This is a genomic window from Dolichospermum sp. UHCC 0406, assembly GCF_009712025.1.
Classification (GTDB): Bacteria; Cyanobacteriota; Cyanobacteriia; order Cyanobacteriales; family Nostocaceae; genus Dolichospermum; species Dolichospermum lemmermannii.
Genome location: NZ_VILA01000016.1, coordinates 1 through 23,917, shown reverse-complemented (window position 1 = coordinate 23,917; position 23,917 = coordinate 1). Strand labels below are relative to the sequence as shown.

Below are 23,917 nucleotides of genomic sequence, written 5' to 3'. Positions count from 1 at the left end.
AATTTGGTTCGATGAAAAAACTATACTTTTAATTTAAATCTTTTCTCAAGATACCTGATTTCAGAAAGAGAAATTTGGAGATATTTACTACTAGCGGGAAAATTTAAGCTGTAAAGCTGGGGAGGGAAATTATGATAGGCAAATTACTAGATCATCGCTACCAAGTCATTCGCGTCTTGGCGACAGGGGGATTTGGTCAAACCTATATTGCCCAAGATACCAGACGGCCAGGCAACCCCATCTGCGTGGTTAAACACCTGAAACCAGCTAATTCTGACCCTAACATCTTTGTTACTGCTAAACGCCTGTTTAATAGCGAAGCAGAAACTTTAGAGAAACTGAGCAACAATGACCAAATACCCAGGCTTTTAGCTTATTTTGACGAAAATCAAGAATTCTTTTTAGTCCAAGAATTTATTGACGGCCACACTCTGAGTGAAGAACTCATTCCCGGACAGCCTTGGAGTGAAGTCCAAGTTATGCAAATGCTGTTGGAAATTTTGAGTATTTTAGAGTTTGTTCACCAAGAAGGTGTGATTCACCGCGATATTAAGCCAGATAATATTATTCGCCGTGAGGCTGATTATAAATTAGTTTTAGTAGACTTTGGCGCAGTTAAACAACTACGCTCCCCTTTGGTTGTGGTGGGCGGACAACAAACGGCTACGGTAGCTATTGGCACGCCTGGCTATATGCCTACAGAACAGGGACAAGGTAAGCCTAGACCTAATAGCGATATTTACGCTTTGGGGATTATTGCTATTCAAGCATTAACGGGAGTCCCAGTTAGTCAATTACAAGAAGATCCAGATACAGGGGAAATTAACTGGCAGCATTTAATTCCTGTTAATCCTGAGTTAGTCGCAATTTTAACGAAGATGGTGCGTTATCATTTCAAAGAACGCTATCAAACAGCAACGGAAGCCTTACAAGCTTGTCGAGACTTGGTGAATATCACCCCAGAATTATCCCAACCGTCCCTATCTCCTCAAATTATTTATCAATCTCCACCACCCCTAGCTTCCAGATTTATACAGAAAACAATGGCGGTTTCTCCCGCTAATCGTGTTCCTTCTCAACCTGCCCCTCAACAACAATATATTCCTCAAGAATCTAATAAACCTGATCCTTTACCTTTATTAATTGGCATATTATTAGTAGGTGGTGTAGCGGCTTTATTTACAAATATATATCCCAATTTACAGAATTTAACTGGTAATTGGACAGGAGAAAAGACCAAATTAATAAATAATTGTCTGGCTGTAGTTGCGGCTAATTCTAATATTCGTTCTGAACCTAGTGCGATTAATTCTGATAATATTTTGAAGACCTTGGGTGCAGCTAGTAAATTTGAGGTGACTGGTAAGCGCACAAATCGCGGCTGGGTAGAAATTAAACTTTCATCTGGACGCTTGGCTTGGGCGCATTCTGATATTATTTCTAATAATGAAACATGGATTTCTTGCCGACGTGACAAAGGTTTAGCTATTCAAATTGTAGATGATAGTTCTTTAATTGCATCCCTTCCTGTTCCTCAAGTTTCACAAAAACCTGCTGTGGAAACTTCTGCACCCAAACCAACTCCGACCGCTACTGAAGATAAATCTAAAACGGTGGCAAAAGCTAGAGAAAAATTTGAATCAGGAGATTTACAAGGAGCAATTTCTTTGCTAAAATCAACTTCAGGAAATGCTATTTCTGGAATTAAAGACACAGTTGATACTGTTAATCAATGGCAGAATGATTGGGCAAAAGCTGAGGCTTTAGCGAAGGATATTAATAAGGCTATTGATAATGGTAAATGGGATGAAGTTTTAGCTTATCGAGATCATCCTGAAAAGCTACCGAATATTAAATATTGGCGTGATAAGTTAGAACCAATGTTTAAACAAGCTGCTGAAAATGCCGCTAAACAAGTATTACCCCAGGAAAAACCAACTCCCACAGCAACACCAAAAAGTGGGGTTTAAATATGCCGTTTTCCATAGTGGTCTTTATTATTATGTAGGTTGGGTTGAGGAACGAAACCCAACATTTTATTTTCATTTTTGTATTGGGGTTTGTTGGGTTATGGCTTCGCCACGCTCCGCGAACACTTTCTTCTACCCAACCTACAAATACAAGCTACAATTTTATGGCATGATGTCATCTAATTTAAGTTTTAAATCTGGAAATAGAGGAGAAATTATCCTATCTCCTAAACGATATTTTTCTTGTTGATAGACTCCATTAATTAATTGACAAATTGTTAATGTCGGTTGTTTAGGATTACCAATAAATTGGATTCCACCTAATGCCCGAAAGTCTACAATCCAATATTCTGGTATTTCTAAAAAAGCATATTCTTCTATTTTTCTGGCATAATCATCTTGCCAATTTGTACTGACAACTTCAGCAACTAATTTAATGGTATTACCATTACAAATTATTGGTTCTTTTTGCCAAAGTGGTTCTTGATTAAGTTTTGCTTTATCTAAGACAATTACATCTGGACGGAGTGCTGTAGCTGACCCAGCGAAGGGTTTAATTAAGCAATTTTTGGGAATCAACCAGTTTAATTTATTATGAATAATCTCTGTATAAATTCTCCCGGCAATATTTCCAGCAACTTCTTCATGGGGTCCTGTTGGTTCCATATCTCTGAGTTCTCCGTCAATTAGTTCATAGCGGGTATTGTCCCCATATTCAATTAAAAATTGCTCAAAGGTGAGTGGTTTTACTGGGGTATAGGTCATAATTTTAGATTGTCTTGTGATGTTGGGTTTATTCTAACTAACTTTTGACTCTTCTTCTTGTGATTCATCTCTAATATTAAAGTAGTGAAAAAGATTTGCAACAGTTAAATCTGATGCTAGTTGTAAATTAGATGTAACTAATGTTCTATATCCAGAATTTGCTGCTTGTTGACTCACATAATTTTCATATTCCCGGCGTAATTCAGGCGCAAACATAAATAATAATTGATCACGTAATGAATAAAAGTGAGATTTTTCGGCTATATTTTCATAGCTGATTTGTTCTGGTGGTATTTCTGGATTAGTTATAGTTTGGGGAGTTTCTGAATTATGAAAATCAGCACTATTTAAAAGTTTTAATTCTGCTGGAGGTAGAGATTTTACCCAATCTACATGATTTTGCCATGATTCGATGATTACTAAATCATGATTATGAATGCGGGTAAGTTCAGGAAAGAGAAAATCTAGTTCGTCGTGAGATTCACATTGATTAATCTCAAATTTGCCAGCAATTTTACTCAAATTCTATGTTACACTGTATAAATTCCCATGTAAAGCGGGTAGGCTACAAAAAAGCATCTAACTGAAAAATTACTACAGTGAGGCAAACTAATGAGCAAGAGAAAGTTGAAAAGATTATTAGCTGTAAGTGCAGTTTCTTTCTCTTGCTTATGGTTGTCTGTAGTACCGACGAATAAAGCATTGGCGCAAACCAGCAGAGAAGCAGAAATATCTACCTATATCCAACAGTTAAGGTTCAATGATGGAAATATTCGTTACTATGCTGCTGGTGAACTTAAAAAAATAGGAGCAGAAGCTATACCTGCACTGATTGTAGCTTTAAAAGACAACAATTCAACCCTTCGTATTGGTGCTGCTTATGCTTTAGGGAATATAGGAGCAGAAGCAAAAACGGCTGTTCCTGCTTTAATTGAAGCTTTAAAGGATAATGATAGCACGGTTCGCTCCGGTGCTGCTAAAGCTTTAGGGAATATAGGAGTGGAAGCGAAAACTGCTATCCCTGCTTTAATCACAGCTTTGAGAGACAATGATGCCTGGGTTCGCAGAGGTGCTGCTAAAGCATTGGGAAGCATAGGACCAGAAGCAAAAACTGCTGTTCCTACTTTGATAGGAGCTTTGAAGGATAATTATAGCACGGTTCGCTCCGGCGCTGCTGAAGCTTTGGGAAGGATGGGAGTAGAAGCGAAAACGGCTGTTCCTGCATTAATAGGAGCTTTGAAAGATAATGATAAAGACGTTCGCTCAACTGCTGCTGCTGCCTTGCTGGCGATAGGAGGGGAAGCCAAAGTTGTTGTTCCTACATTAATAGAAGCTTTGAAAGATAACGATGTCTGGATTCGCTTTCAAGCTGCTGATGCCTTGGGGAAGATAGGAGCAGAAGCGAAAACGGCTGTTCCTACATTAATAGAAGCTTTGAAAGACAACAATGCAGGATTTCGCATCAAAGTTCTTGATGCTCTAAGGAACATAAAAGGGGAAATTCAAGTTAATGTTGTTCCTGCTTTGATAGAAGCTTTGAAGAACAATGATAAATACGTTCGTATCTACGCTCTTGCTGCTCTGGGTGATATCAAAGGGGACGTTAAACCTATTGTTCCTGTCTTAATTAAAGCTTTGAAGGATAATGATAAAGACGTTCGTCGTGTTGCTGCTGATGTTCTGGGTACAATAAAAAAGGAAGCCAAAGTTGTTGTTCCTGCCTTAATTGAAGCATTGAAAGATAATGATAAAGACGTTCGCTCAACTGCTGCTGCGGCATTAGGGAAAATGAGAGGAGAAGGCAAAGCTGCCTTCCCCGCCTTAATAGAAGCGTTGAAAGATAATGATCCATCTGTTAGCTCCAACACTATTTATGCCCTAGTGAGTATCAAAAAGGAAGTTAATGCTGTTCCTGCCTTAATTGAAGCTTTGAATAACAAGAATAAAGAGGTTCGTCGTAATGCTGTTCATGTCCTGACGATTATTGGAATTGAAGGAGAATCCAAAGTCATTGTTCCCGCCTTGATAGAAGCGTTGAAAGATAATGATAAAGACGTTCGCTCAACTGCTGCTGCTGCATTAGGGCAAATGAGAGGGAAAGCGAAAGCGGCTGTTCCTAGCTTGATAGAAGCATTGCAGGACAACGATGCAGAAGTTCGCAAATGGGCTGCTATTGCCCTATCGGCAATAGGAGAGAAAGCAAAAGCGGCTGTTCCTATCTTAATAGAAGCATTAAAGGACAAATATGAAAATATTCGCTCCGACGCTGCTGGTGCTTTGGGAAGTATAGGAGAGGAAGCAAAAGCGGCCGTTCCTGCATTAATAGGAGCTTTGAAAGATAACCATGCCTGGGTTCGCTCCGACGCTGCTGAAGCCTTGGGAAAGATAGGAGCAGAAGCGAAAACGGCTGTTCCTGCATTAATAGGAGCTTTGAAAGATAATGATAGCAAGGTTCGCTTCAATGCTGCCGCTGCCCTGGTGAATATGGGAGGGGAAATAAAAGGGCTTATTCCTCCTTTGATAGAACCATTCAAGGATCAGGATAAATACACTGAATACGCTCGTAAAGAGGCTGCTGCTGCTCTGAAGGTAATAGGTGAAAACTATGAAAACAAATCTGCCACCATGCCTATTGCAGATTTAGATCAAGTCATATCAGATTTAGAAAAAGCTCTCCCAGCTTTAAAAGGTACTCAGGATAAAAAATTAAAATTAGATTCTCAAATAGCCTCTATAAATCGCTCTCTTAATAATCTGAAAAAAACCAGAGAATCACGCTTACTAGATAAAATATTAGCATGGCTGGCAAAAAATCCTTTAGCAACAGGAGGATTAATTTGCATTATCTTCTTCCCATTTCTCTGGGTTAAATTATCGCAAGTTCGGCGAAAACCAACTGCTTAATTATCAATTATAGGAGTTACGCATTGACAGGAAACTTTAAATATGTATAGTCCTAAAACCCATATTTCTCGTAGGGGTTTAGCATTGCTAAACCCCTACAATATCGTTCTTTTTAGGATCAATACCAATTTCCGTACTCCATAGGTTCTAATTTGTTGTTTCCAACCAATATTTAATACTTGATAATGATGACGTTGCGTATCAAAAAGCAATTGAATTTCTGTACCATTTGCAATATCATTGGTAGAATGATTGCTTAAAATATCTTGAATAATTTGCGAGTAATTTATTCTTTCCATAAAACATCTCCTGGGTTAAAGAATCAAAAATTAAAACCTATTGATCTCTTTTCCCTAGATAGTTTCTTGATGTTTCTTAATATTGGCTAGTATTTCATCCATTGTTACCTGATCTAACCATTGATGACGTTCTTCTGTATAGTCTCCACTACCATTGTCAAATTGACGAATAAACCTGATAGCGTCAACATATCCTAAAGCATCTACGAGAGCTTTAAATCCTTTTCTATATAGTTCAATTGGGGTCATTTTCTCCTCCTTGTACAATATTATTAGTAGCTTCTGCCAACCAGATCATTGGATTAGCAACTATTATATTTATATTATCCTTATAGCTTAATGATTTTGACAATAGACGACTATCAGTGGTCAAGAAAATATCAGCGTTATTTTCAGCACAAGCCAGATGAAAAGCATCAAAATTTTTAATATTAAAGGTTGTTAATTCTATCGCTCGTCGAGTAATTTCTTCTGTGACTAAAATCTTATCATGAGCTATTGTTAAGACTTTTTGTACTTGTTCTCTTCTGCTTATATCTGGAGTTCTGGCGATTTCTAATTCTAAAGCTGTGCTACTGACTAATTGCCATTTTCCAGATAGACAATGATTGATAATTTCTAAAATTGCTTCAGTTTCTAGCCTAATTCGCCATTGAGTTTGGTCGTCAAAAGGACGATTAAGACAACAAACATCTAAATATATTCTATATTGTTTATTCATATTTTTAGAACATTGTTTTACAAAAATTATCATTAATTATTAGTATCTATAACTAGCTTCATGAAATTAGCTCAAAAATTTCCTCATCTGTGTAAACTGTTTCATTCTTTTGCATCAAGTCAGAACGCAATGCGCGGAATTTGTGGGTAAAGATGTAGTCCTCAATAGCTTTACCGACTAAACTATCAGCAGATATACCTTCAGTTTGGGTAATTTCTAAAAGTGCTGCTTTAAGTTCTGGAGTAATGGCAATGGTTAGGGTATCTTGCATATTTTATCAGCGAGCTACATAGTTGATTATACAATAGATTGAGCTACCATATCTATTTTGCACAAATAAAATCAAACATTTACTTCTTTAACCAACATGAAAACATCCACCGACAGACAACGCACCCTAGAAATGGCTTGTATTTCTCAACTCGCTTACGTCGCCTATAAACAAGGAAATGATATAGTTAGCGATATCCTGAAAACAGGTTCTCCATCATTTTTCCCACCATATCAAACCATAGAATTTATCTCAGCACCACGTCCTTTAAGTGATACGGATGAATTAGTTTGTTGTGGTTTACTCCTATCCACAGAAAATGATATTGTCATTGCTATTAGAGGTACAGAAAGATTAGATGATTACTTCTTTAACTTACTAGCATTCCCCAATTCAGAAGCAATTCACTCCGGTTTTAATCTTTATGTTAAAAGTTTTTGGCAACAATTACAAGACTTTATCCAAAGACAAGAAAACGCCAATAAAAATATTTTCGTAACCGGACATAGTTTAGGCGGTGCTGCGGCTACATTAATTACTAAACGAATTAGTGAAACTGAATTAAAACCTATTGCACCTTATACATTAGAAACTTATATATTTGGCGCACCACCAGTTAGTACAATAGAATTAATTTTGGATACTCCCATCTATAGATTTAGAAATATCGGTGATTTCATTCCTGATTTACCGAAAATCATCACTGTTTTATTAAATAAAATCCCAGGAATCAAACAAGTAATTATTAATTGGAAACCAGAACTATTAAAAACACTGGCTGATTATTCTCATATAGGTAATGAATATTGTCTTAATAAAAAGTATGAAATCATTGAACAAACCGAAACTAACTTACCTAATCTTCAATTGATATTGCAAATTTCCAGTTTACTAGCTACACAATTAAAATCACCGTCTCAAGCAGATATTAATAAATTTCGCTTGTTAATAAACACCTTAATTCAAACCTCATTAGAGGAACATCGTGCCATTAAATATGTAGAAAGAATTAGTTTTGGTAAACTTCCACCTTATATTTCTAGTTTGCATGATGATGAAGATTAAAATAGAGATGATGAAAGATGAGAAAATCCATAACAGAAATTTCACCTGTACAAATAGATGTTAATATGAAAGTAAGAATAGTGATTCAGCGACTAGAAGCTGATGGTTGGTATTTAGCAAGAACTAGAGGAAGTCATCGTCAGTTTCAACATCCTCATAAACTTGGTACTGTTACAGTTTCCGGTAAACCTAATATTGACGTACCCATTGGTACACTAAAAAGTATTTGGAGACAAGCTCAATTGGAGGACGAATAATGCGTTATACAGTAGTAATTGAAAAAGGAAATACCAGTTATGGTGCTTATGTTCCCGACTTACCCGGTTGTATAGCCGTGGCTGAAACATTAGCAGAAGTTCAACAAATGATTGTAGAATCCATAGAATTTCATATAGAAGGTTTAATAGAGTTAGGTTTACCAATTCCTCAACCTACAAGTATCGCTCAGGAAGTTGAAGTTTTAATTTAAGTAGTAATATAGATATGAATAAATACGGAAATTGGCAACCTGTCCCTAAGAATGGTGGTAAAAAATGGAAACAATGAAATTGCTGGCGCATATCGGTACAGATGGTATATTGCAAATTCAAACCCATACAGATTTTAAAGATAAATCTGTAGAAGTATTGGTAGTTGTCCAACCATTAGATAATACAGAAACTACCACAATTAAACATAGAAAAGCAATTGAATTTCTGTACCATTAGCTATATCATTGGTAGCTTCTGCTAACCAGATCATTGGATTAGCAACTATTATATTTATAACAGATAGCTTATCTGATTTGCTTCTTAACCCGCCTGTAACTGAAGTTACAGGCTAATAGCTAAAGTTTACTAAAGTAAACTCAAAAAGTTAAAAATTTTTTGGTTATTTAGTCATCTTTAGATGACTTTTGCTATGAGACTGGGAATTCATTCCCAGTTGGAATATCGGTTTTACGTTAAATTGACAGTAATGGGTATCTATAACTATAACTAGTGGTCTATCAAATTTCTATTTATGGATGAGGTTTACAGTTAATAGCCTCTCTATTTTCCCTCAATCTCACAATTTTTAGCTTGACAGACCACTAGCTTCATGAAATTATCTCAAGCAGATGTTAATAAATTTCGGTTGTTAATAAATACTTTAATTCAAACCTCATTAGAGGAACATCGCGCCATTAAATATGTAGAAAGAATTAATTTTGGTAAACTTCCAGCTTATATTTCTAATTTGCATGATGCAGAAAAAGATAATGTATGAATTGATGCAGTTAATTAGCAAATTACTTTACCTTCCACTCTCTACACAGAAAAAACAATTTCCAGTAAACTAATTTATGCAGTATTAACAAACCAAAAGTGGAAGCACAACCAAGAGAAGTACAAAACTATATCACACCAGATGGAAAAAACCTATTTGCAGAATGGCTTGATGATCTCAAAGATATGCAAGCTATAGTTAAAATAGAAAAAAGACTCGAACGAGTTAGGTTAGGTAATTTAGGAAACTACCGCACAGTTGGAGAAGGAGTCTGTGAACTAAAAATTGACTATGGACCAGGCTACCGGATCTATTTTGGACAAATTGGGTCAAAAATAGTAATAATTCTTTGTGGTGGAGATAAAAGTACCCAAGAACAAGATATATTAACAGCTAAACAATACTGGAGAGATTATGACAACAGAAGTAAAAATACCACTAACTAGCAGTTACCATGATTATCTCATTTCCTCTCTTCAAAATGAAGAACACGCTACAGCTTATCTAGCAGTTTTTTTAGAATTAGATGAAGAAGGACGTGAACCAGAATTACTTAGGGCTGGTTTAAAAGATATTATTGAGGCGAGAATATTGGCTAATAATCTCTCAGAAATAGCCAAAGAACGTTATGAAAAACTTGATCAATTATTATCAGAAAATGCCGGAAATGAAATTTACACCTTAATTGAATTTTTAGATGCTTTGGGTTATCGTATTGCTTTAGTACCTAAAGAATAAATCTGTTATAAAATAGTAAAAAACCATAATTAACATTATGAACACCTCACAACTGCGTCAAGAAATAAACTACAACTTAGAAAAGCTATCTCCAGATAATTTAAAAATAGTTGCCGAATTTTTAGCTTATCTAGCAGATAAAGAAAGCGAATTAGCTACCCAAGAACTACTTGATATTCCTGGTTTTATCGCATCTTTTGAAAGAGGTAAACAAGATATAGCTCAAGGTCGAAGATTTTAATGCAGTTTGTTTTACCCTCAGAAATACCAAAAAGTGGAGTTTAATACTTAACCCCACTAATTGCATTCTGATTTTTGGTTTTTTGCCGTCTCAATGTCTAAACTATTCAGCCCAACAACTTATTGCATTTCGTCGTATTCTGCCGTTTCTACCCTTCTAGATTCCATCCGCGAGGAAGGTAAAAACTCAGCCCGACGGACAGGATTTAAAGATGGTGCTTGTCCATTGTAGGGATGAATCACCTGGACGGTCCGAGTACCCCGCTGTTTTGGTGCAAACAAAGAAAGAACACCAGCCACCACAACACCCCCACCAATGGTCAATGTCGCACCACCCACAGCCCAAAGCATGGGTGAAGACCACCAATTATTTTGTTCAGGTTGTTGTAATGATGTCGCCATTTTTTGTTGATTAGCTTGTTGTGCTAATTGCCACTCCCGTTGAGTAAAGCTTTGAGCTTGTACCTGGAATTGTTGGTTTTGTAACTTGAGTTGTTCATTGTCAGCTTTCAACTTCTCTAGCTGCATATTCATTTTCAGCTTTTCCATTTCTAGACGCTGATCAGAATTAGGAGCAGTTGGGGGTTGAGTAGTTGTGGGTTGATTAAAATAGGCAGGTTGCCCGTAATTGGGAGGATACTGCATTACCTGGGGAGCCATAACTGTCCCTGGCATTTGGGGGCTAACACCAAAATTCGATGGGATTGGGGTATTTGTTCCTTTCAGCAAGACTAAAGCCGCTAACCCAGCCACCGCGACTCCGCCAATAAATGCCATACTTTCGCTCATTGCTGTTACCCCTCAAATACTACAGAACAGTAACTCAGTTGTGACTGACACACTCTCACACGCATAATTTTTTGCCTACTTTGATAGTATATTTAAGTTAAGGGTCAAGATAAACCAGTGTATTAGTTAGTTTTTTTGTCTATCCTAAGATATGCTGTTATTATTTAAGACGATCATAGTCAAATTGTCCACTAAAAAATAACAAAAAAATACACTGTTTGGCAATTTCTCCCTTGGGTTTAAGAGGGATTTTTGATAGCTATCTTGAGACTTTGGCAAAATTGAGCGATCGCATCTAATCCCTGCTCTGGTGTACCTTCTGCCAGTCGTTTCACAATGGCACTACCCACAATTGCTGCATCTGCGCCCCATGCTTTCACTTGTCGCGCCTGTTCAGGATCAGAAATCCCAAACCCGACACCGATGGGTTTATCTGTAACATTGCGAATTTGTTGGAGTAAATCACCAACTCGCGTTTGCATTTGGGTTCGTATTCCCGTGACACCAGTAACACTGACCAAATAAATAAATCCCTGGGAAGCGCGAGCGATCGCTTCTATTCTTTCAGGAGAACTCGTAGGAGCTACCAATAAGGTTAAATCTATTCCCATCTCCGCCGCTGGTTTAATGAGTCCTGCTGACTCTTCCAAAGGCAAATCAGGCACAACTAAACCTGCTACCCCAGCATCTTTAATTTGCCCCAAGAACTTATCAACACCTCGATATAAAATCGGATTGTAATAGGTAAATAAAATAATTGGCGATCGCAAACTCGGACTAATCCCCTTGAGCATCTCTAACACCTGCTCTAAAGTGGTCCCCCGTGCCAAAGCGCGAGTAGCCGCAGCCTGAATCACCGGACCATCAGCCAAAGGATCAGAATAGGGGACACCCAACTCAATAATATCAGCCCCAGAATTATCGAGAACCTGCAAAGCCTTAGCAGTAGTTTCTAAATCTGGATCACCAGCCGTAATAAAGGGAATCAACGCGCACTCTTGATTCCGTCTCAAATTTTCAAAGCAACGAGAAATAGCAGTCATTTCACCTAGTCAGTAGTTAGTGGTCAGTGGTCATTTGTCAACAAACCACTGAACAATAATAACCCTAAACCTGAGATTCTTTTTCCTCTTCAATCTTCGCTTGCAGTTTAGCTAATTCTTCCGGAGAAAGTTCATCCAGACGCTTTTGCAAAAAAGCCGTTTCATAAGCTTCCCGTTGTTGATGGTAGGTCATTTTATTCCCCATCGCGCGGAAAAGATAGGTGCATAACCAGCCAATTAAGCCAGCAATCAAGAAAACTTGACTCCAGATACCAGCATTCTGACTATCTAAACCTACTACTTGCAAACCCACATAAGCCAAGCCACCGGCGACAAAAACGCCGAAGCCAATACCAATCGCGTCAATACGTCGCATGAGAATTATGACCTACCAATCTTAATTTAAGCAATTTTTCGCGGACGGGGGTTCAAATTCACAAACGGGGAGAGAACTAGCAACCCCGGAAAGAAAAAGAACACTAAAAAGTACATAAACACCCGTTCCACAGAACCACAGGTATACCATCTTAAACTCAAGTAGAAAAAGACAGCAATGGGGATTACCAGCAAATAAGCGCCAGCCAAACTCAGATACAGTAGTGCTACAACCATATTCCTTACCGCAATTTGAACTATATTTGGTGCATTCACTTCCCATGATATGCCCAATGGCTGGTTTGAGGAAATCGGTAATTCTGTTATTTTCCATCCCCCAAAAATAAATTGCCCAAAAATCGAAACTTGTGATATAGTGTTTTCCAGTCATCAAGCGTGAGCTAAATGGCTAACTTAAAATTTTGTTTCAGTGCTAAATGTCAAATATTAGCGTTAGCAAATAAAATTTTAAAATCTACTTGCCAAAAAAAAGCAATTAGTGGTATAACAGACAAGCGGGTGAATACTGCCTCAAAAACAGTAAATAACCTTACGGGAGCGTGGCGGAATGGTAGACGCTACGGACTTAAAATCCGTTGACCTTAAACGGTCGTGGGGGTTCGAGCCCCCCCGCTCCCATCTAAAAATTAATCGAAAATGCACCAAGTCTTTTGATTTGGTGCGTTTTTGTATTTAAAGATTTTAGGAACTTCTAATTAGAGACTTCCAATTAAAAAAATATCCCAAAATCTCTTGTGGTGCGGGCATCTTGCCCGCTAACAACACAAGGACGGGCAAGATGCCCATCCCACAAAATTGGATCATCTTTTTTGTGGAATTCTCTTAGAAGAACATCCTATCGCAAAACTTTAACTTTTGACCAAACGCCATTTTCATCTTCATCAAATCGCTTATGAACTTCATCCCAAGCCATTTGTTCAGATGTAAGCTTGTCCATATTATCATTCAGTGCAGTATTATAGCGTTCAATGAATATATTCTGAGCTTCTGGTGAAAGATGGGTGCGAACTTCAGGAGATAAATCATCTGAATTTTTGCATTTTCCAGGACAAGGATGAGGTAGTGTTTTGCCAATGATATTAATTTCTTCACCACCTGAACTTTCCAATAGTAATTGAAATTCGCCACTCCGATTGATCGGGACTTCGATCATTAATAAAAATTCACCAGCTTCTAAGCGGGTTTGATAAACCGTAGCTTTGTCTTCTGACATCCCCAAGGCAGTAAGAACTGATACCAAACCTGCCCCAGCACTACCAGCGAGCGCTCCACTTGCGGCCCCTAATAATATCGCTCCAATCGGACCTGCTGCCACAATTGGACCAACAAAGGGAATAAATAATACACCGACCCCAGTTAATAAACTAAGGAAAGAACCAAATAAAGAACCAAAAATCGCCCCAGTTCTTAATCCTCCCAAAATTACATCCCGCTTAGTAATAAAGCCAGCAATTCTGGTTTCTGATTGAAAATTTCTCCCCAAAACAGATATATAATCGCTGGAAACGCCTCTATCTAGTAACCGATGAATTACATCATCAATTTGTTTCTGTTCTTTAAATATAGATGAGATGGTACGCTCTGCTTGATATGTTTCTGACATTTGTCCACTCATTTTACTGTGATGATTGACTGTGCCTATAAATACTAATTGAATTAAATATTTTCTTAATCAATCTTTAGAGAGAATTGGCTGTAATATTCAATAGATAAATCTCATCCCAATAAAAAAATCCTAGAAGTTGCGAAACCCCGCGTTTGATGACTTTTGTAAATGCAGTTTCTAACTGCCGATTTAGTCAAATCCTTACCCAACTAAGTTTTTTATTAATTCTGGAAGATTTCAATTTCCCAACCTGGAGAATATATCACAGAACTTTATGCCCAAAAATTATAATTCCTTTCCCACAAATAACCACAATAAAAGACTAAAAGTAATTGCTATTGCCGCAATAGCATTGTCTTTTACAGCTTGTACTAACATCCCAAATCCACGCCAATTAAAAACCAATAGCGAACCCTTAAAAGTTGCCATTCCGACTAATCAAATTAATCCCAAATCACAACTACTAACTAAAGTTGAAAACCTAGATTTTACTGTCCCAGCTAAATATCAAGCAAAAACTATCTATAAAGTTGAACCCAGCAATAAAGAGAAAGTAATTGCTTTAACTATTGATGATGGTCCCTGGCCAAAAACCACCGCAGAAATGTTAGATATCCTCAAACGAAATAATGTAAAAGCTACATTCTTTTGGGTAGGAAGTGCCTTACAAGAAAATCCCGAAATTGCTAAACGAGTTGTAGCTGAAGGCCATGCTATTGGTAATCATACTTGGCATCATTGGTATCGAAAGATGGATGAAGCCACAGCTAAAAGTGAAATTGAAAAAACAAATGACCTTATTTATAAAACAACAGGTGTCAAAACATCATTTTTCCGTCCCCCTGGAGGCTATTTAAACAACGGATTAGCTGCTTATGCTAAAAGTCAGAAAAACTCCGTTGTTATGTGGTCAGTGACTTCAGCAGACACCGATCCGCGGGCAAAATATCAAGTATTTGTGAAAAATGTGATCAGAGATGCTAAACCCGGTTCTATTGTGTTAATGCACGATGGTGGCGGAAATCGGGAAAGAACAGTCAAAGCCTTGCCAGCAATCGTCAGCGGACTCAAACAGCAAGGCTACCGATTTGTTACAGTTCCTGAACTTTTAGAAATGCAGCCATGATCATCCTTACTCAGTGACCACAGAAGCACAAATTTGAGACTCTTGCCAAAGTTTATACAAAAAAAACTCCGTGCTATAGCTCATGGTGGTGACAAATACACCGACAGCATCATCATTACCATCAGATAACCAAGAACCATCGAGGGTAACTTCTAAGTATTCAGGATCACAGTTACATAAGCCCATAATTTCACTATCATGGCGATTTACTTCGGCTTTTAGTCTTTCTACTCCTGGCAAATTAAGAGGTAGCAAAACGGAAGCTGTGGTGGGTTCAATCCGCAAAGTTTGACTGACACGCAGTGCCAAAATCACTCTTTGCGCTACCCATTCTTCGAGAGATTGAGTGAGACACTCTAAATAAAAACTGTTATTGGTGTAAGTTAATTTCAGCATTCCTTTTGCTCTCCTGTTATTCCAGGTTTGCTTGCATATCATTCCAAAACTTCTCAGCAAATATCACCGTTGGGTGAATAGGTGCTTTCGGTAATTTCCGCAAAGGCATTCCAGCTTCAGCGGGTGTTTTATTGCCTTTGCGAGAGTTACATTTTTCGCAGGCTATGACTACGTTATCCCAAGTATGTCGGCCACCTTTAGATCGGGGGATAACATGATCTAGGGTGAGATGTTTGTTAGTACCGCAATATTGACAACTGCTATGATCTCGTCGTAAAACCTCCCGACGATTGACTGGCGGAATTTTCCACATTCGTTCCGTAGCAGCAATTGTTAAGCGGATGTGCTTGGGTACAGACAGCACAAATCGAGATGAGTGAATTAACCAACCGTCTTCTGTCGAAAATTCTAATGGTTCGGCTTTATTGCTGACTAGCAACACTATCGCCCGCTTGATATTTATCCGACACAGTGGTAAGTAATTCTGGGAAAACACGACTACAGATTGCTCTAATACTTGGATTGCGCTTGTCACAGCCTAACTCCTTATAAAAAAACCCCCGCTTCTGTCTTAGACGCTGCGGGGGTTAACAATTGACCTGATGGTTTTCGTCTTATTTTGGTACAGCATTTCTTTACCTGTACCTCCCGCGTTTGATCTCTATTTGTGGTTTTGTATTCAGCAAATTCATGCTGGGATATTTAAAATCATAATTGCCTTTTGTTCTTTGCCCTTGATGTTGGCTATCCTTGCCCATAAATAAATTCTCCACGTCCGCAGCAGCAAATTCCCAACTGCCGAGGCGTTTGGTTGCTTGTGAAGAGGTAGAGATGGGATAAATGGATTTCACAGAAAATTTCACCTATTGAACATTCCTTTAAACATACTACACTTGTATTACTATCCTGTCTATACCTATAAGGAGAAAAAATCATGCAGACCATTACACGCACCCCAACAACTGATATGGAAGTTACCAGTATTCGTCTAGAACGGAAACTCAAGGAGAAACTTAAAGATATCGCTGGTAATCAGGGATATCAGTCTCTAATTCGAGATATTCTCTGGAATTATATCCAGCAAAAATCAGGTGAGTGGAAACCGCGTTTTTCTAAATCTGATATTCGTGCTAGTATTGCTGCTGTAGCCCAACAAGATGAGCGTTGTGTCCTCACAGGTAAATTAATTGCATCACAACAGTCAATGTTATTGGGACTGACGAGGAATGGTGATATGGTTCCTCTGAGTCTTGAGAGTTTGGTTGATTAGTCGGTAATTTTAGTTAATTTTACCCAGACGCTACCTTAGTAACTGGGTAAAATACTAATTTTTAGATTTATTTAAGACAATTTCCTGGATTAATTCAGGTTTCCCGTGTTAATTCGGATGCAAAGCCTGAGATTTCCGGGTTAATTATAGAGGAATTACGGAAGACGTTAGACCTGAATCCTTACTTAGCTACTTTTTGCCCATTTTTTCTATTTTCTCTATCACTGCTAATTTCATTAACGATTTAACTAATAAATATAGACAAAAAGCACATACACAAAAAATTGCGATCGCCCAATTATGATACTTGACGATGATCAAAATTAACCCTATCAACAGACTAAACCCTGTTAAACAAGCATAAATTAATGTTTTGATGGCTAGATAAATTCGTCCTAATATGCGATCGCTTTCAACATTTTTAACTCTTAGTTGTAACTCTCCCCTTTCAATTCTTTCCTCTAATTTCTTAACTAAAACTTCGGTTTTATTCGGTTTTGTCAGTTGATATTGAATAAAATCCCTAGCTTGATGGCTTAATTGAGCAATTGTACTTCCTTTACTTTTTGTGACTGCCAGACTTTTGATAAATGCCTGGGATAATACTGTAGGATTATATTGAGGCTCTAAAGTCCTGGCAATACCATCTAATGTAGTTATAGCTTTTAAAATAAATGTCATTTGAGCAGGTAAGCGAAATGGTTGCTGTTCAAACATTTCATAAAGTTCAATTTTTACCTCACTCAATGCTTTAATATCTAAAGGTTTATCGGTGAATTTATCTAATAAAAATGTGACTAATCTTTTTACTGGAGTCATATCTGGGACAGGTTCAAGTAATCCCATACTCATTAAAGTATTTACAACCTCATTACTATCCTTTTTTAAAATAGCAAAAAAGGTTTTAATCATTTGATCTTTATCCAAAATTCCGATTTCTGCCATCATGCCAAAATCATAGAAGATAATACTACCATCTGGATTGACTGCCATATTCCCTGGATGGGGATCAACTTGGAAAAAACCATCTTGTAATAGTTGCTTTAAATAACAACAAATCCCCGTTTCATTTACCTGATGAATATTAATTCCGCAGGCTTCCAAAGCCGCTTTATCATTAATTTTAATTCCCGGTTTATATTCTAAAGTTAATATCTTCGTTGTCGTATATTGCCAATAGACTTTAGGGACAATAATTCGCGGATATCCATGAAAATTCTCTCTGAATTTATCAGAATTTTTACCCTCTTGAATATAATCAATTTCTTGAAATAACAAATCAAAGAACTCATTGTAAATTGATTGTAAATTATACTTTCTTACCCCAGCAAAATATTTATTGCAAAACTTAATTAACTGTAATAATATTTTAAAATCTAAATTAAATAAAGCCTCTAAACCCGGACGTTGAACTTTAACAACCACCTCTTCGTTAGAGTATAATGTCGCTTTATGAACTTGACCTAAACTAGCAGCAGCCAAAGGATTAAATTCAAATTCTTTATAGATAAATTGTAGAGGTTTACCTAATTCTAATTCAATCATATTAATTGCCTCTTGACTACTAAAAGCCGGAACTTGATCCTGTAAAGTTCCCAAAGCTTCTATATATTCTAAGGGCAATAAATCGGCACGAGTGGACAAAGTTTGACCAATTTTAATAAAAGTAGCACCTAAATCAATTAAAGTATTCACCAACCAAGTAGCGCGGTTTTTCTTATGTTCTAAAGAATCTTGAGGAAAAATACTATCCCACCACAGAAATAACATAAATTTAGCCGCAGCCCTGAAAATGTCTATTTTTCGGGCTAAGGTAGAATATTTAGTTTTTTGCCAACGAAACTTTTTAGACTTTGCCATCATAAATATAAACAAAATTTGATGTTTCCATGATTAATTGTTTATAATATAGCGGTAATTGTTGGCTATTTCTTTCCTAGCTCCTGAATGATTACACTGCATAGTATAAATTATTAAACACCGTCTCAATGAAGATTTGTAAACTAATCGTGTAGTAATTAGCCTGTGGTATATACAAGCAATTGACACAATAGTCCATACTAAACACTGTTGGGAAATGGACTTTTGCAAGATTACAAAAAACTTGAATGTGTAAGGGTTTAGCAGTGCTAAACCCCTACTACCTATTGAGCCGTATTGAGTATAACAAAATTAAATCTTGTAAATATTCCAACATAGGAATCATAAAAACATCAAAGGGACAGAAAAAGAAAAATTCTTCCTCTATCCCTTTTATAATACCCCCAAGGGAATTCGAATCCCTGTTACCTCCGTGAAAGGGAGGTGTCCTAGGCCTCTAGACGATGGGGGCTTGTTTCTCTTCACTTTTAATAATATAGCGGGTTTTTTTGAGAATGTCAAGAGGTTTTGGAAAGATTTTTTTAGAGGAGGTGAAGAAGCCACAAAGTAAGGAGCAGGGGGAATATTTCTGGACTATTAACCCTGTCCTTTTGTAAAAAACAATAAATTCTTGAGAAATTTCTAGTTTCTGCTACAGGGCGTTCAAACTTGCCACTATATTTCTGTAAAGTTAATATTTATGATTCTTTAGAGAGGATTTTGAAATCAATGGCTCAAAATCTACAATATGGAAGCACCTTTTGAAATCACCCTCCAGATGGTGATCACTGTTTTTGCAGGCATTAGCGCCCAGGTAATGGCTGCATATTTCAAACTACCCAGCATCGTCTTACTACTCCTCTTAGGCATCCTTTTAGGTAAAGACGGGCTGGGAATATTACAACCGCATTTACTAGGCACAGGATTGGAAGTGATTGTTTCCCTAGCAACAGCAATCATTTTGTTTGAAGGTGGACTCAAATTAGATCGGCAGGAGTTGGGCAAAGTTTCCCTCAGTCTCCAGTTACTCGTCACCCTGGGAACCCTGATCACCCTACTAGGGGGAAGTCTTGCCGCCCACTGGCTAGGCGAATTTCCCTGGAATATAGCAGTTCTTTATGCGTCCATTGTTGTTGTCACCGGACCGACCGTAATTGGTCCATTAATTCAACAAATTAACGTAGATAGACAAGTAGCAACGCTATTAGAAGGAGAAGGAGTTTTAATAGATCCAGTGGGAGCTATCCTGGCTTACGTTGTCCTGGATACGATTTTAAACGGTGATACAGACCCCATTAATGCCATTATTGGTCTAATTTTACGTTTCGCTGTGGGTGCGGGCATTGGTGGCGTTGGTGGATATTTAATGAGTTGGATGTTTAAACGCGCCAATTTCATTTCCTTTGAACTGAAAAATCTGGTTGTACTGGCAGTTTTATGGGTGTTGTTTGCCCTAGCGCAAATGATTCGCTCTGAATCGGGAATTATGACCACAGTGGTAGCAGGTGCGGTGTTTGCTAATTCTTCAGTTCCCGAAGAGCGGTTATTGCGAAGCTTTAAAAATCAACTGACAATTCTCAGCGTTTCTGTATTATTCATCCTCCTAGCGGCTGATTTATCCATTGCCAGTGTCTTGGCTTTAGGTTGGGGGAGTTTATTCACCGTTTTGGTGTTAATGTTTGTCGTTCGCCCCATTAACATTATTTTGTGTACTTGGAATAGTGATCTGAATTGGCGACAGAAACTATTTTTAAGTTGGGTTGCACCCAGAGGCATAGTTTCCGCCTCTGTAGCGTCTTTATTTGCGATTTTACTGACACAGAGGGGCATTAATGGTGGTGATTCGATTAAAGCTTTAGTCTTTTTGACAATTATCATGACGGTTTTTTGCCAAGGTTTAACCGCTGGCTGGTTGGTTAAATGGTTACGAATTACCTCTAAAGATGCAACTGGGGCGGTAATTGTGGGTTGTAATCCCTTGGGTCTGTTAATTGCCCGCTTTTTTCAAGAACGGGGAGAAACTGTAGTGATGATTGATACTGACCCGGAACGGTTAGCCCAAGCTGAAGCCCAAAATCTCCGAGTGATTGCTAGTAGTGCTTTAGATGGGGAAATACTGGAAGAAGCTGGTATTGGTTCGATGGGGACTTTTTTAGCCATTACCAGTAATGGTGAAGTGAATTTTGTTTTAGCTCAACGGGCTGCTGAGGAATTTAATCCTCCCCGTGTTTTAGCTATATTCCCCCGACATCCTCAAGGATCTCCTTCGGAGAATAGTAAAGTTGATCAAGCTTTTGTCTCTGATTTACCAGTAAAAACTTGGAATGAATATTTGATGAATGGACAGGTGAAATTGGGAACAACTACATTAAATGCGGCAGAATTTGACTCTCAACAAGAACATATACAAGAAAAAATTCGAGATGGGATTTTAGTACCACTGTTGTTAGAAAGACAAGAACGTTTACAGGTAATGTCGGCTACTCAAGAATGGGAAATAGGCGATCGCATTATCTATCTATTATATGATTCCCGTCCTAATCTTTTAAAACTTCTTTCTGGTGCTAGTCAGTCTACACCGCTAACTATGGAAACATTAGCAGAAGTTGAAGAAGTAAAAGTTAAATAACTTTAGATTTTAGATTTTGGATTTATCCCCATAATCTTCTTCCTGCTTTCCCCTGCAATCTTTCATGGGTATCTTTTAGCAAAGTAGGAATATCTAAATTTTCTGGACATTTGGGCAAACAATCACCACATTCTGTGCAACGGTTAGCTTTCATACCTGGAAACCAATGACCGGCATTTTCAAACATTCCATAACGGTATTCTCCATAATCTTTCATATCATAAGCTAGGGCTAAATTTCGTAATCTTAAAACTTCGGGAATATGAATATTTTCTGGGCAAGGTAAACAATCATAACATTGACTACATTTATCAGTTAGTAAAACATCATTTTGCTGATTTTCTAATTTTTTGAAAATATCAATTTCAGCTTTAGTTAATTCATTTGGAGGATCAAAAAGTTCTGGATATATTACTAACTCTTCTGGTTTTGCTGGTCCTATACTCAAAGTATTAATGCGGTTATCACTTAGCAAAAAACGATAATTTAAATTTAATGGTGTGAATGGATAACAGAGTTCTTTTAATGTTTGGGGTGGAGTATATAATTTTCCGCCTTTATCAGCAGGAGAAATAATAAAAACGCCCATATCTTTCTCTGTCGCTAACTGAATCGCAGGGGCATTATGTTGAAAAAAATAGTAATAATGAAGATTAACAAATTCAAAAAAATCTGTATTTATAGCTGCTAAAATTACATCTAATGAACCGTGAGTAGAAAACCCAATATGTCGCACTCTCCCATCATTAATAGCTTCCTCTACTGCTTGCATACAACCGTTTTTAGATTGTACCCATTCTAAATGTTGCCAAGTATTTAATCCATGAATTCCTAAACAATCCAGATAATCTAAATTCAAGCGATTTAAAGATTCATCAATATACCGACGCATAGTGTCAGCATCTGGTGTTGGGGGAATTTTAGTAGTAATATAAATTTGATTACGGGGTACTGATAAACCAGCTTTTATAGCTTTACCCAAATATGCTTCACTATCACCATAACCTCTAGCTGTTTCTAAATGATTAATTCCTAAAGATAAAGCTTTTTCAATGGTCTGTTGGACATTTTCACTATCAGTTAAATAGCGCATTGTTCCCAAGGAAAAAACAGAAAGATGTAAATTAGTTTTACCAAAACGACGATATTGCATAGCAGGTAACTAGGACTTATCTAATTGATTGAAGATATATCAATAAAAAGTAGTGTAGGGTGGGCAATGCCCGCAAAAACCAGCATACTGTCAGAAGTTGGATATTTTGTTGTTCATAATTTTTTTTGTCTGAATATTGAGTTAGAAGGGATTATTATCCATAAAACTTTTTATTTTTGCATTAAGTCTTTTTTCAGCTTCACGCTTCATGATCACTGCTTCATTTTTAGCATTTTGAATTAGTTTATCATTTTCTTCTTTAATAGGTTTCTCATTGTCCATCAGAAGTTTTGCATAAAAAAGTCCAAACAAAAAAATCAGAAATGCAAAAAATGGAACCTGAAAAACAGTAATTATTAATATTAAGCCAATAGCAAGACAACCGCACCCCCATTTTGCATCATTATTTTCTTTTCTCTTTTTTCCTTGTTCTGTTGCATCAGCAATAAGTTGATCAGCTTTTCCTTCTATCTCTGGTATTGATTTTAAATAACTACTCAGTTCAGAAATGAATTTATTCAGGTATACACGGTCACGGTATAGGGCTAAATTTAGTTTTGCACCTGTGCAATCTTTAATAATTTGCAGAAGCCTAAATAAATCTTCAGCTTTCCAAGATGTTCCACAATCTAGACAAGCATTGACATTTCTATCTTCACCTGTAACAGCCCCAACTGCCGCACCTACAACACCAAATAAAGCATATCCGACTATGGCATTTCCCCAATTTACATCAGTTTCCTGTTTAAGTTGGATGTGACCAGAACCACAATTAGGACAATTAGCCATAACAGAACCCCTTTGATACTGCTTACTTACAGTAGTATTACATTTGTCTAATCATAATGCAATTGTTAAATTAACTTTTTGACACACCTGGAGATAAACGCTAAAAAATTAAACCCAAAAACAAAACCCCCTCTAAATGAATAGAAGGGGCATTGTTGTTAAATAATAAACCTGGCATCGAGCTATTTTCACGGAGGGCTACCCCTCAACTATCGTCGCCGCAGCAGCGTTTCACCTCTGAGTTCGGGAAGGGATCAGTGTGGTTCCACCGCGCCATAGACACCAGGAAAGAATTTAGAATTGAGAATTTAGAATTTAGAATTAAAGAATAATTTTAGATTCTAACTGGGGGTGTTCATCACCCTGAAGACTGCAAAAAGAACGAGAATCAACAATCACAAAATTGAATAGAGGTCAAGCCCTCGGTCTATTAGTACCCCTCAGCTTCATACATTACTGCACTTCCACTTAGAGCCTATTAACGGGTGTTCTGCCCGTGACCTTACCTACAAAACGTAGTGAGAGTACTCATCTTGAGGTGGGCTTCCCACTTAGATGCTTTCAGCGGTTATCCTCTCCGCACTTGGCTACCCAGCGTTTACTGTTGGTACAATAACTGGTACACCAGCGGTGCGTTCC

At 37.5% G+C, this 23,917-nt stretch carries 30 protein-coding genes, 2 tRNA genes and 2 rRNA genes; 14 read left to right on the top strand and 20 right to left on the bottom strand.

All coding sequences use genetic code 11. The features are described from left to right. Window positions 1-131: 131 nt before the first annotated feature. Complete coding sequence (locus FJR09_RS14550; protein WP_015078816.1) at window positions 132-1,970, top strand: protein kinase; 1,839 nt, start codon at window positions 132-134, stop codon at window positions 1,968-1,970. 162 nt (window positions 1,971-2,132) lie between these two features. Here the strand turns inward: FJR09_RS14550 and FJR09_RS14545 are convergent, their stop codons facing one another. Continuing rightward, window positions 2,133-2,735: a Uma2 family endonuclease gene (locus tag FJR09_RS14545; RefSeq protein ID WP_015078817.1), complete on the bottom strand. Its 603-nt coding sequence runs from the start codon at window positions 2,733-2,735 to the stop codon at window positions 2,133-2,135. 33 nt (window positions 2,736-2,768) lie between these two features. Then, a complete protein-coding gene (locus tag FJR09_RS14540) occupies window positions 2,769-3,257 on the bottom strand; it encodes a hypothetical protein (protein WP_015078818.1) in 489 nt (162 codons plus the stop codon). A gap of 90 nt (window positions 3,258-3,347) precedes the next feature. On the opposite strand from FJR09_RS14540, the gene FJR09_RS14535 reads away from it, so the two are divergent. Next, window positions 3,348-5,639, top strand: a complete 2,292-nt coding sequence (locus tag FJR09_RS14535) for a HEAT repeat domain-containing protein (RefSeq protein ID WP_015078819.1) — start codon at window positions 3,348-3,350, stop codon at window positions 5,637-5,639. Between the two features lie 95 nt (window positions 5,640-5,734). Here FJR09_RS14535 and FJR09_RS14530 read toward each other — a convergent pair whose 3' ends face one another. From FJR09_RS14530 to FJR09_RS14515, 4 genes are read right to left on the bottom strand one after another with little or no spacing between them, the layout of a single operon-like run. Next, the gene (locus tag FJR09_RS14530; RefSeq protein ID WP_015078820.1) at window positions 5,735-5,938 is read right to left on the bottom strand and encodes an element excision factor XisI family protein; all 204 of its coding nucleotides are present in this window, start codon (window positions 5,936-5,938) and stop codon (window positions 5,735-5,737) included. A 54-nt stretch (window positions 5,939-5,992) separates the two neighbouring features. Next, on the bottom strand, window positions 5,993-6,187 hold the full coding sequence (locus tag FJR09_RS14525) for a hypothetical protein (RefSeq protein ID WP_168652688.1): 195 nt from the start codon (window positions 6,185-6,187) through the stop codon (window positions 5,993-5,995). Further along, on the bottom strand, window positions 6,174-6,659 hold the full coding sequence (locus FJR09_RS14520; RefSeq protein WP_041458240.1) for a hypothetical protein: 486 nt from the start codon (window positions 6,657-6,659) through the stop codon (window positions 6,174-6,176). The genes FJR09_RS14525 and FJR09_RS14520 overlap by 14 nt, the downstream gene beginning before the upstream one ends. Before the next feature lie 58 nt (window positions 6,660-6,717). Further along, window positions 6,718-6,930 (bottom strand): hypothetical protein, encoded by a 213-nt coding sequence (locus FJR09_RS14515; protein ID WP_015078823.1) that lies wholly within the window; start codon window positions 6,928-6,930, stop codon window positions 6,718-6,720. Between the two features lie 96 nt (window positions 6,931-7,026). Between FJR09_RS14515 and FJR09_RS14510 the strand changes: the two genes are divergently transcribed. From FJR09_RS14510 to FJR09_RS14475, 8 genes are all read left to right on the top strand, one after another. Beyond that, window positions 7,027-7,995, top strand: coding sequence for a lipase family protein (locus tag FJR09_RS14510; protein ID WP_168652689.1), 969 nt, complete (start codon window positions 7,027-7,029; stop codon window positions 7,993-7,995). Window positions 7,996-8,060: 65 nt separating this feature from the next. Beyond that, window positions 8,061-8,252: a type II toxin-antitoxin system HicA family toxin gene (locus FJR09_RS14505; protein WP_041458241.1), complete on the top strand. Its 192-nt coding sequence runs from the start codon at window positions 8,061-8,063 to the stop codon at window positions 8,250-8,252. Further along, window positions 8,252-8,464 (top strand): type II toxin-antitoxin system HicB family antitoxin, encoded by a 213-nt coding sequence (locus FJR09_RS14500; protein WP_015078826.1) that lies wholly within the window; start codon window positions 8,252-8,254, stop codon window positions 8,462-8,464. Before FJR09_RS14505 ends, FJR09_RS14500 begins: the two co-directional genes overlap by 1 nt. Before the next feature lie 73 nt (window positions 8,465-8,537). Continuing rightward, a complete protein-coding gene (locus tag FJR09_RS14495) occupies window positions 8,538-8,702 on the top strand; it encodes a hypothetical protein (protein ID WP_162471189.1) in 165 nt (54 codons plus the stop codon). A 373-nt stretch (window positions 8,703-9,075) separates the two neighbouring features. After that, window positions 9,076-9,243, top strand: a complete 168-nt coding sequence (locus FJR09_RS14490; protein ID WP_015078829.1) for a hypothetical protein — start codon at window positions 9,076-9,078, stop codon at window positions 9,241-9,243. A gap of 98 nt (window positions 9,244-9,341) precedes the next feature. After that, window positions 9,342-9,689 carry a type II toxin-antitoxin system RelE/ParE family toxin gene (locus tag FJR09_RS14485; RefSeq protein WP_015078830.1) on the top strand — a complete coding sequence of 116 codons (348 nt, stop codon included), beginning with the start codon at window positions 9,342-9,344 and terminating at the stop codon, window positions 9,687-9,689. Next, window positions 9,658-9,981, top strand: coding sequence for a DNA-binding protein (locus tag FJR09_RS14480; protein WP_015078831.1), 324 nt, complete (start codon window positions 9,658-9,660; stop codon window positions 9,979-9,981). Before FJR09_RS14485 ends, FJR09_RS14480 begins: the two co-directional genes overlap by 32 nt. A gap of 37 nt (window positions 9,982-10,018) precedes the next feature. After that, window positions 10,019-10,222 (top strand): hypothetical protein, encoded by a 204-nt coding sequence (locus FJR09_RS14475; protein ID WP_015078832.1) that lies wholly within the window; start codon window positions 10,019-10,021, stop codon window positions 10,220-10,222. Window positions 10,223-10,341: 119 nt separating this feature from the next. Here the strand turns inward: FJR09_RS14475 and FJR09_RS14470 are convergent, their stop codons facing one another. The 4 genes from FJR09_RS14470 to ndhL all read right to left on the bottom strand — a co-directional run bounded on the left by FJR09_RS14470 (window position 10,342) and on the right by ndhL (window position 12,665). Further along, window positions 10,342-11,010 carry a hypothetical protein gene (locus FJR09_RS14470; protein ID WP_015078833.1) on the bottom strand — a complete coding sequence of 223 codons (669 nt, stop codon included), beginning with the start codon at window positions 11,008-11,010 and terminating at the stop codon, window positions 10,342-10,344. A 239-nt stretch (window positions 11,011-11,249) separates the two neighbouring features. Then, window positions 11,250-12,053 carry a tryptophan synthase subunit alpha gene (gene trpA / locus FJR09_RS14465; protein WP_015078834.1) on the bottom strand — a complete coding sequence of 268 codons (804 nt, stop codon included), beginning with the start codon at window positions 12,051-12,053 and terminating at the stop codon, window positions 11,250-11,252. A gap of 64 nt (window positions 12,054-12,117) precedes the next feature. Next, a complete protein-coding gene (locus FJR09_RS14460; RefSeq protein WP_015078835.1) occupies window positions 12,118-12,429 on the bottom strand; it encodes a DUF3007 family protein in 312 nt (103 codons plus the stop codon). 26 nt (window positions 12,430-12,455) lie between these two features. After that, window positions 12,456-12,665, bottom strand: a complete 210-nt coding sequence (gene ndhL / locus FJR09_RS14455) for an NAD(P)H-quinone oxidoreductase subunit L (protein ID WP_080683924.1) — start codon at window positions 12,663-12,665, stop codon at window positions 12,456-12,458. Window positions 12,666-12,982: 317 nt separating this feature from the next. On the opposite strand from ndhL, the gene FJR09_RS14450 reads away from it, so the two are divergent. Beyond that, window positions 12,983-13,067: transfer RNA gene (locus FJR09_RS14450), tRNA-Leu, on the top strand. A 217-nt stretch (window positions 13,068-13,284) separates the two neighbouring features. Here FJR09_RS14450 and FJR09_RS14445 read toward each other — a convergent pair. Then, a complete protein-coding gene (locus tag FJR09_RS14445) occupies window positions 13,285-14,052 on the bottom strand; it encodes a ChaB family protein (RefSeq protein WP_015078837.1) in 768 nt (255 codons plus the stop codon). A gap of 277 nt (window positions 14,053-14,329) precedes the next feature. On the opposite strand from FJR09_RS14445, the gene FJR09_RS14440 reads away from it, so the two are divergent. Continuing rightward, entirely contained in the window at window positions 14,330-15,181 is an 852-nt protein-coding gene (locus FJR09_RS14440) for a polysaccharide deacetylase family protein (protein WP_168652690.1), read from the top strand. 6 nt (window positions 15,182-15,187) lie between these two features. Here the strand turns inward: FJR09_RS14440 and FJR09_RS14435 are convergent, their stop codons facing one another. The 3 genes from FJR09_RS14435 to FJR09_RS14425 form a co-directional block, all read right to left on the bottom strand. Beyond that, entirely contained in the window at window positions 15,188-15,577 is a 390-nt protein-coding gene (locus FJR09_RS14435) for an alr0857 family protein (RefSeq protein WP_168652691.1), read from the bottom strand. Between the two features lie 16 nt (window positions 15,578-15,593). After that, window positions 15,594-16,112, bottom strand: coding sequence for an HNH endonuclease (locus FJR09_RS14430; protein ID WP_148761764.1), 519 nt, complete (start codon window positions 16,110-16,112; stop codon window positions 15,594-15,596). A gap of 100 nt (window positions 16,113-16,212) precedes the next feature. Continuing rightward, a complete protein-coding gene (locus tag FJR09_RS14425; RefSeq protein WP_041457674.1) occupies window positions 16,213-16,440 on the bottom strand; it encodes a hypothetical protein in 228 nt (75 codons plus the stop codon). Between the two features lie 71 nt (window positions 16,441-16,511). Between FJR09_RS14425 and FJR09_RS14420 the strand changes: the two genes are divergently transcribed. Continuing rightward, entirely contained in the window at window positions 16,512-16,847 is a 336-nt protein-coding gene (locus FJR09_RS14420; protein WP_015078842.1) for a ribbon-helix-helix domain-containing protein, read from the top strand. A 189-nt stretch (window positions 16,848-17,036) separates the two neighbouring features. Here FJR09_RS14420 and FJR09_RS14415 read toward each other — a convergent pair whose 3' ends face one another. Together FJR09_RS14415 and FJR09_RS14410 are read right to left on the bottom strand one after the other, a co-directional pair. After that, window positions 17,037-18,710, bottom strand: coding sequence for an AarF/ABC1/UbiB kinase family protein (locus FJR09_RS14415; protein ID WP_168652692.1), 1,674 nt, complete (start codon window positions 18,708-18,710; stop codon window positions 17,037-17,039). A 396-nt stretch (window positions 18,711-19,106) separates the two neighbouring features. Next, window positions 19,107-19,179, bottom strand: a tRNA-Glu gene (locus tag FJR09_RS14410). 276 nt (window positions 19,180-19,455) lie between these two features. Here FJR09_RS14410 and FJR09_RS14405 point away from each other — a divergent pair. Further along, window positions 19,456-21,336, top strand: a complete 1,881-nt coding sequence (locus FJR09_RS14405) for a sodium:proton antiporter (protein ID WP_168652693.1) — start codon at window positions 19,456-19,458, stop codon at window positions 21,334-21,336. Window positions 21,337-21,358: 22 nt separating this feature from the next. Here the strand turns inward: FJR09_RS14405 and FJR09_RS14400 are convergent, their stop codons facing one another. From FJR09_RS14400 to FJR09_RS14385, 4 genes are all read right to left on the bottom strand, one after another. Then, entirely contained in the window at window positions 21,359-22,489 is a 1,131-nt protein-coding gene (locus FJR09_RS14400; protein ID WP_168652694.1) for an aldo/keto reductase, read from the bottom strand. 141 nt (window positions 22,490-22,630) lie between these two features. Next, window positions 22,631-23,278 (bottom strand): hypothetical protein, encoded by a 648-nt coding sequence (locus FJR09_RS14395; RefSeq protein WP_015078846.1) that lies wholly within the window; start codon window positions 23,276-23,278, stop codon window positions 22,631-22,633. A gap of 169 nt (window positions 23,279-23,447) precedes the next feature. Then, window positions 23,448-23,565: ribosomal RNA gene (gene rrf, locus FJR09_RS14390) — 5S ribosomal RNA — on the bottom strand. Between the two features lie 123 nt (window positions 23,566-23,688). After that, window positions 23,689-23,917 (bottom strand): 23S ribosomal RNA (locus FJR09_RS14385); the annotation flags it as partial.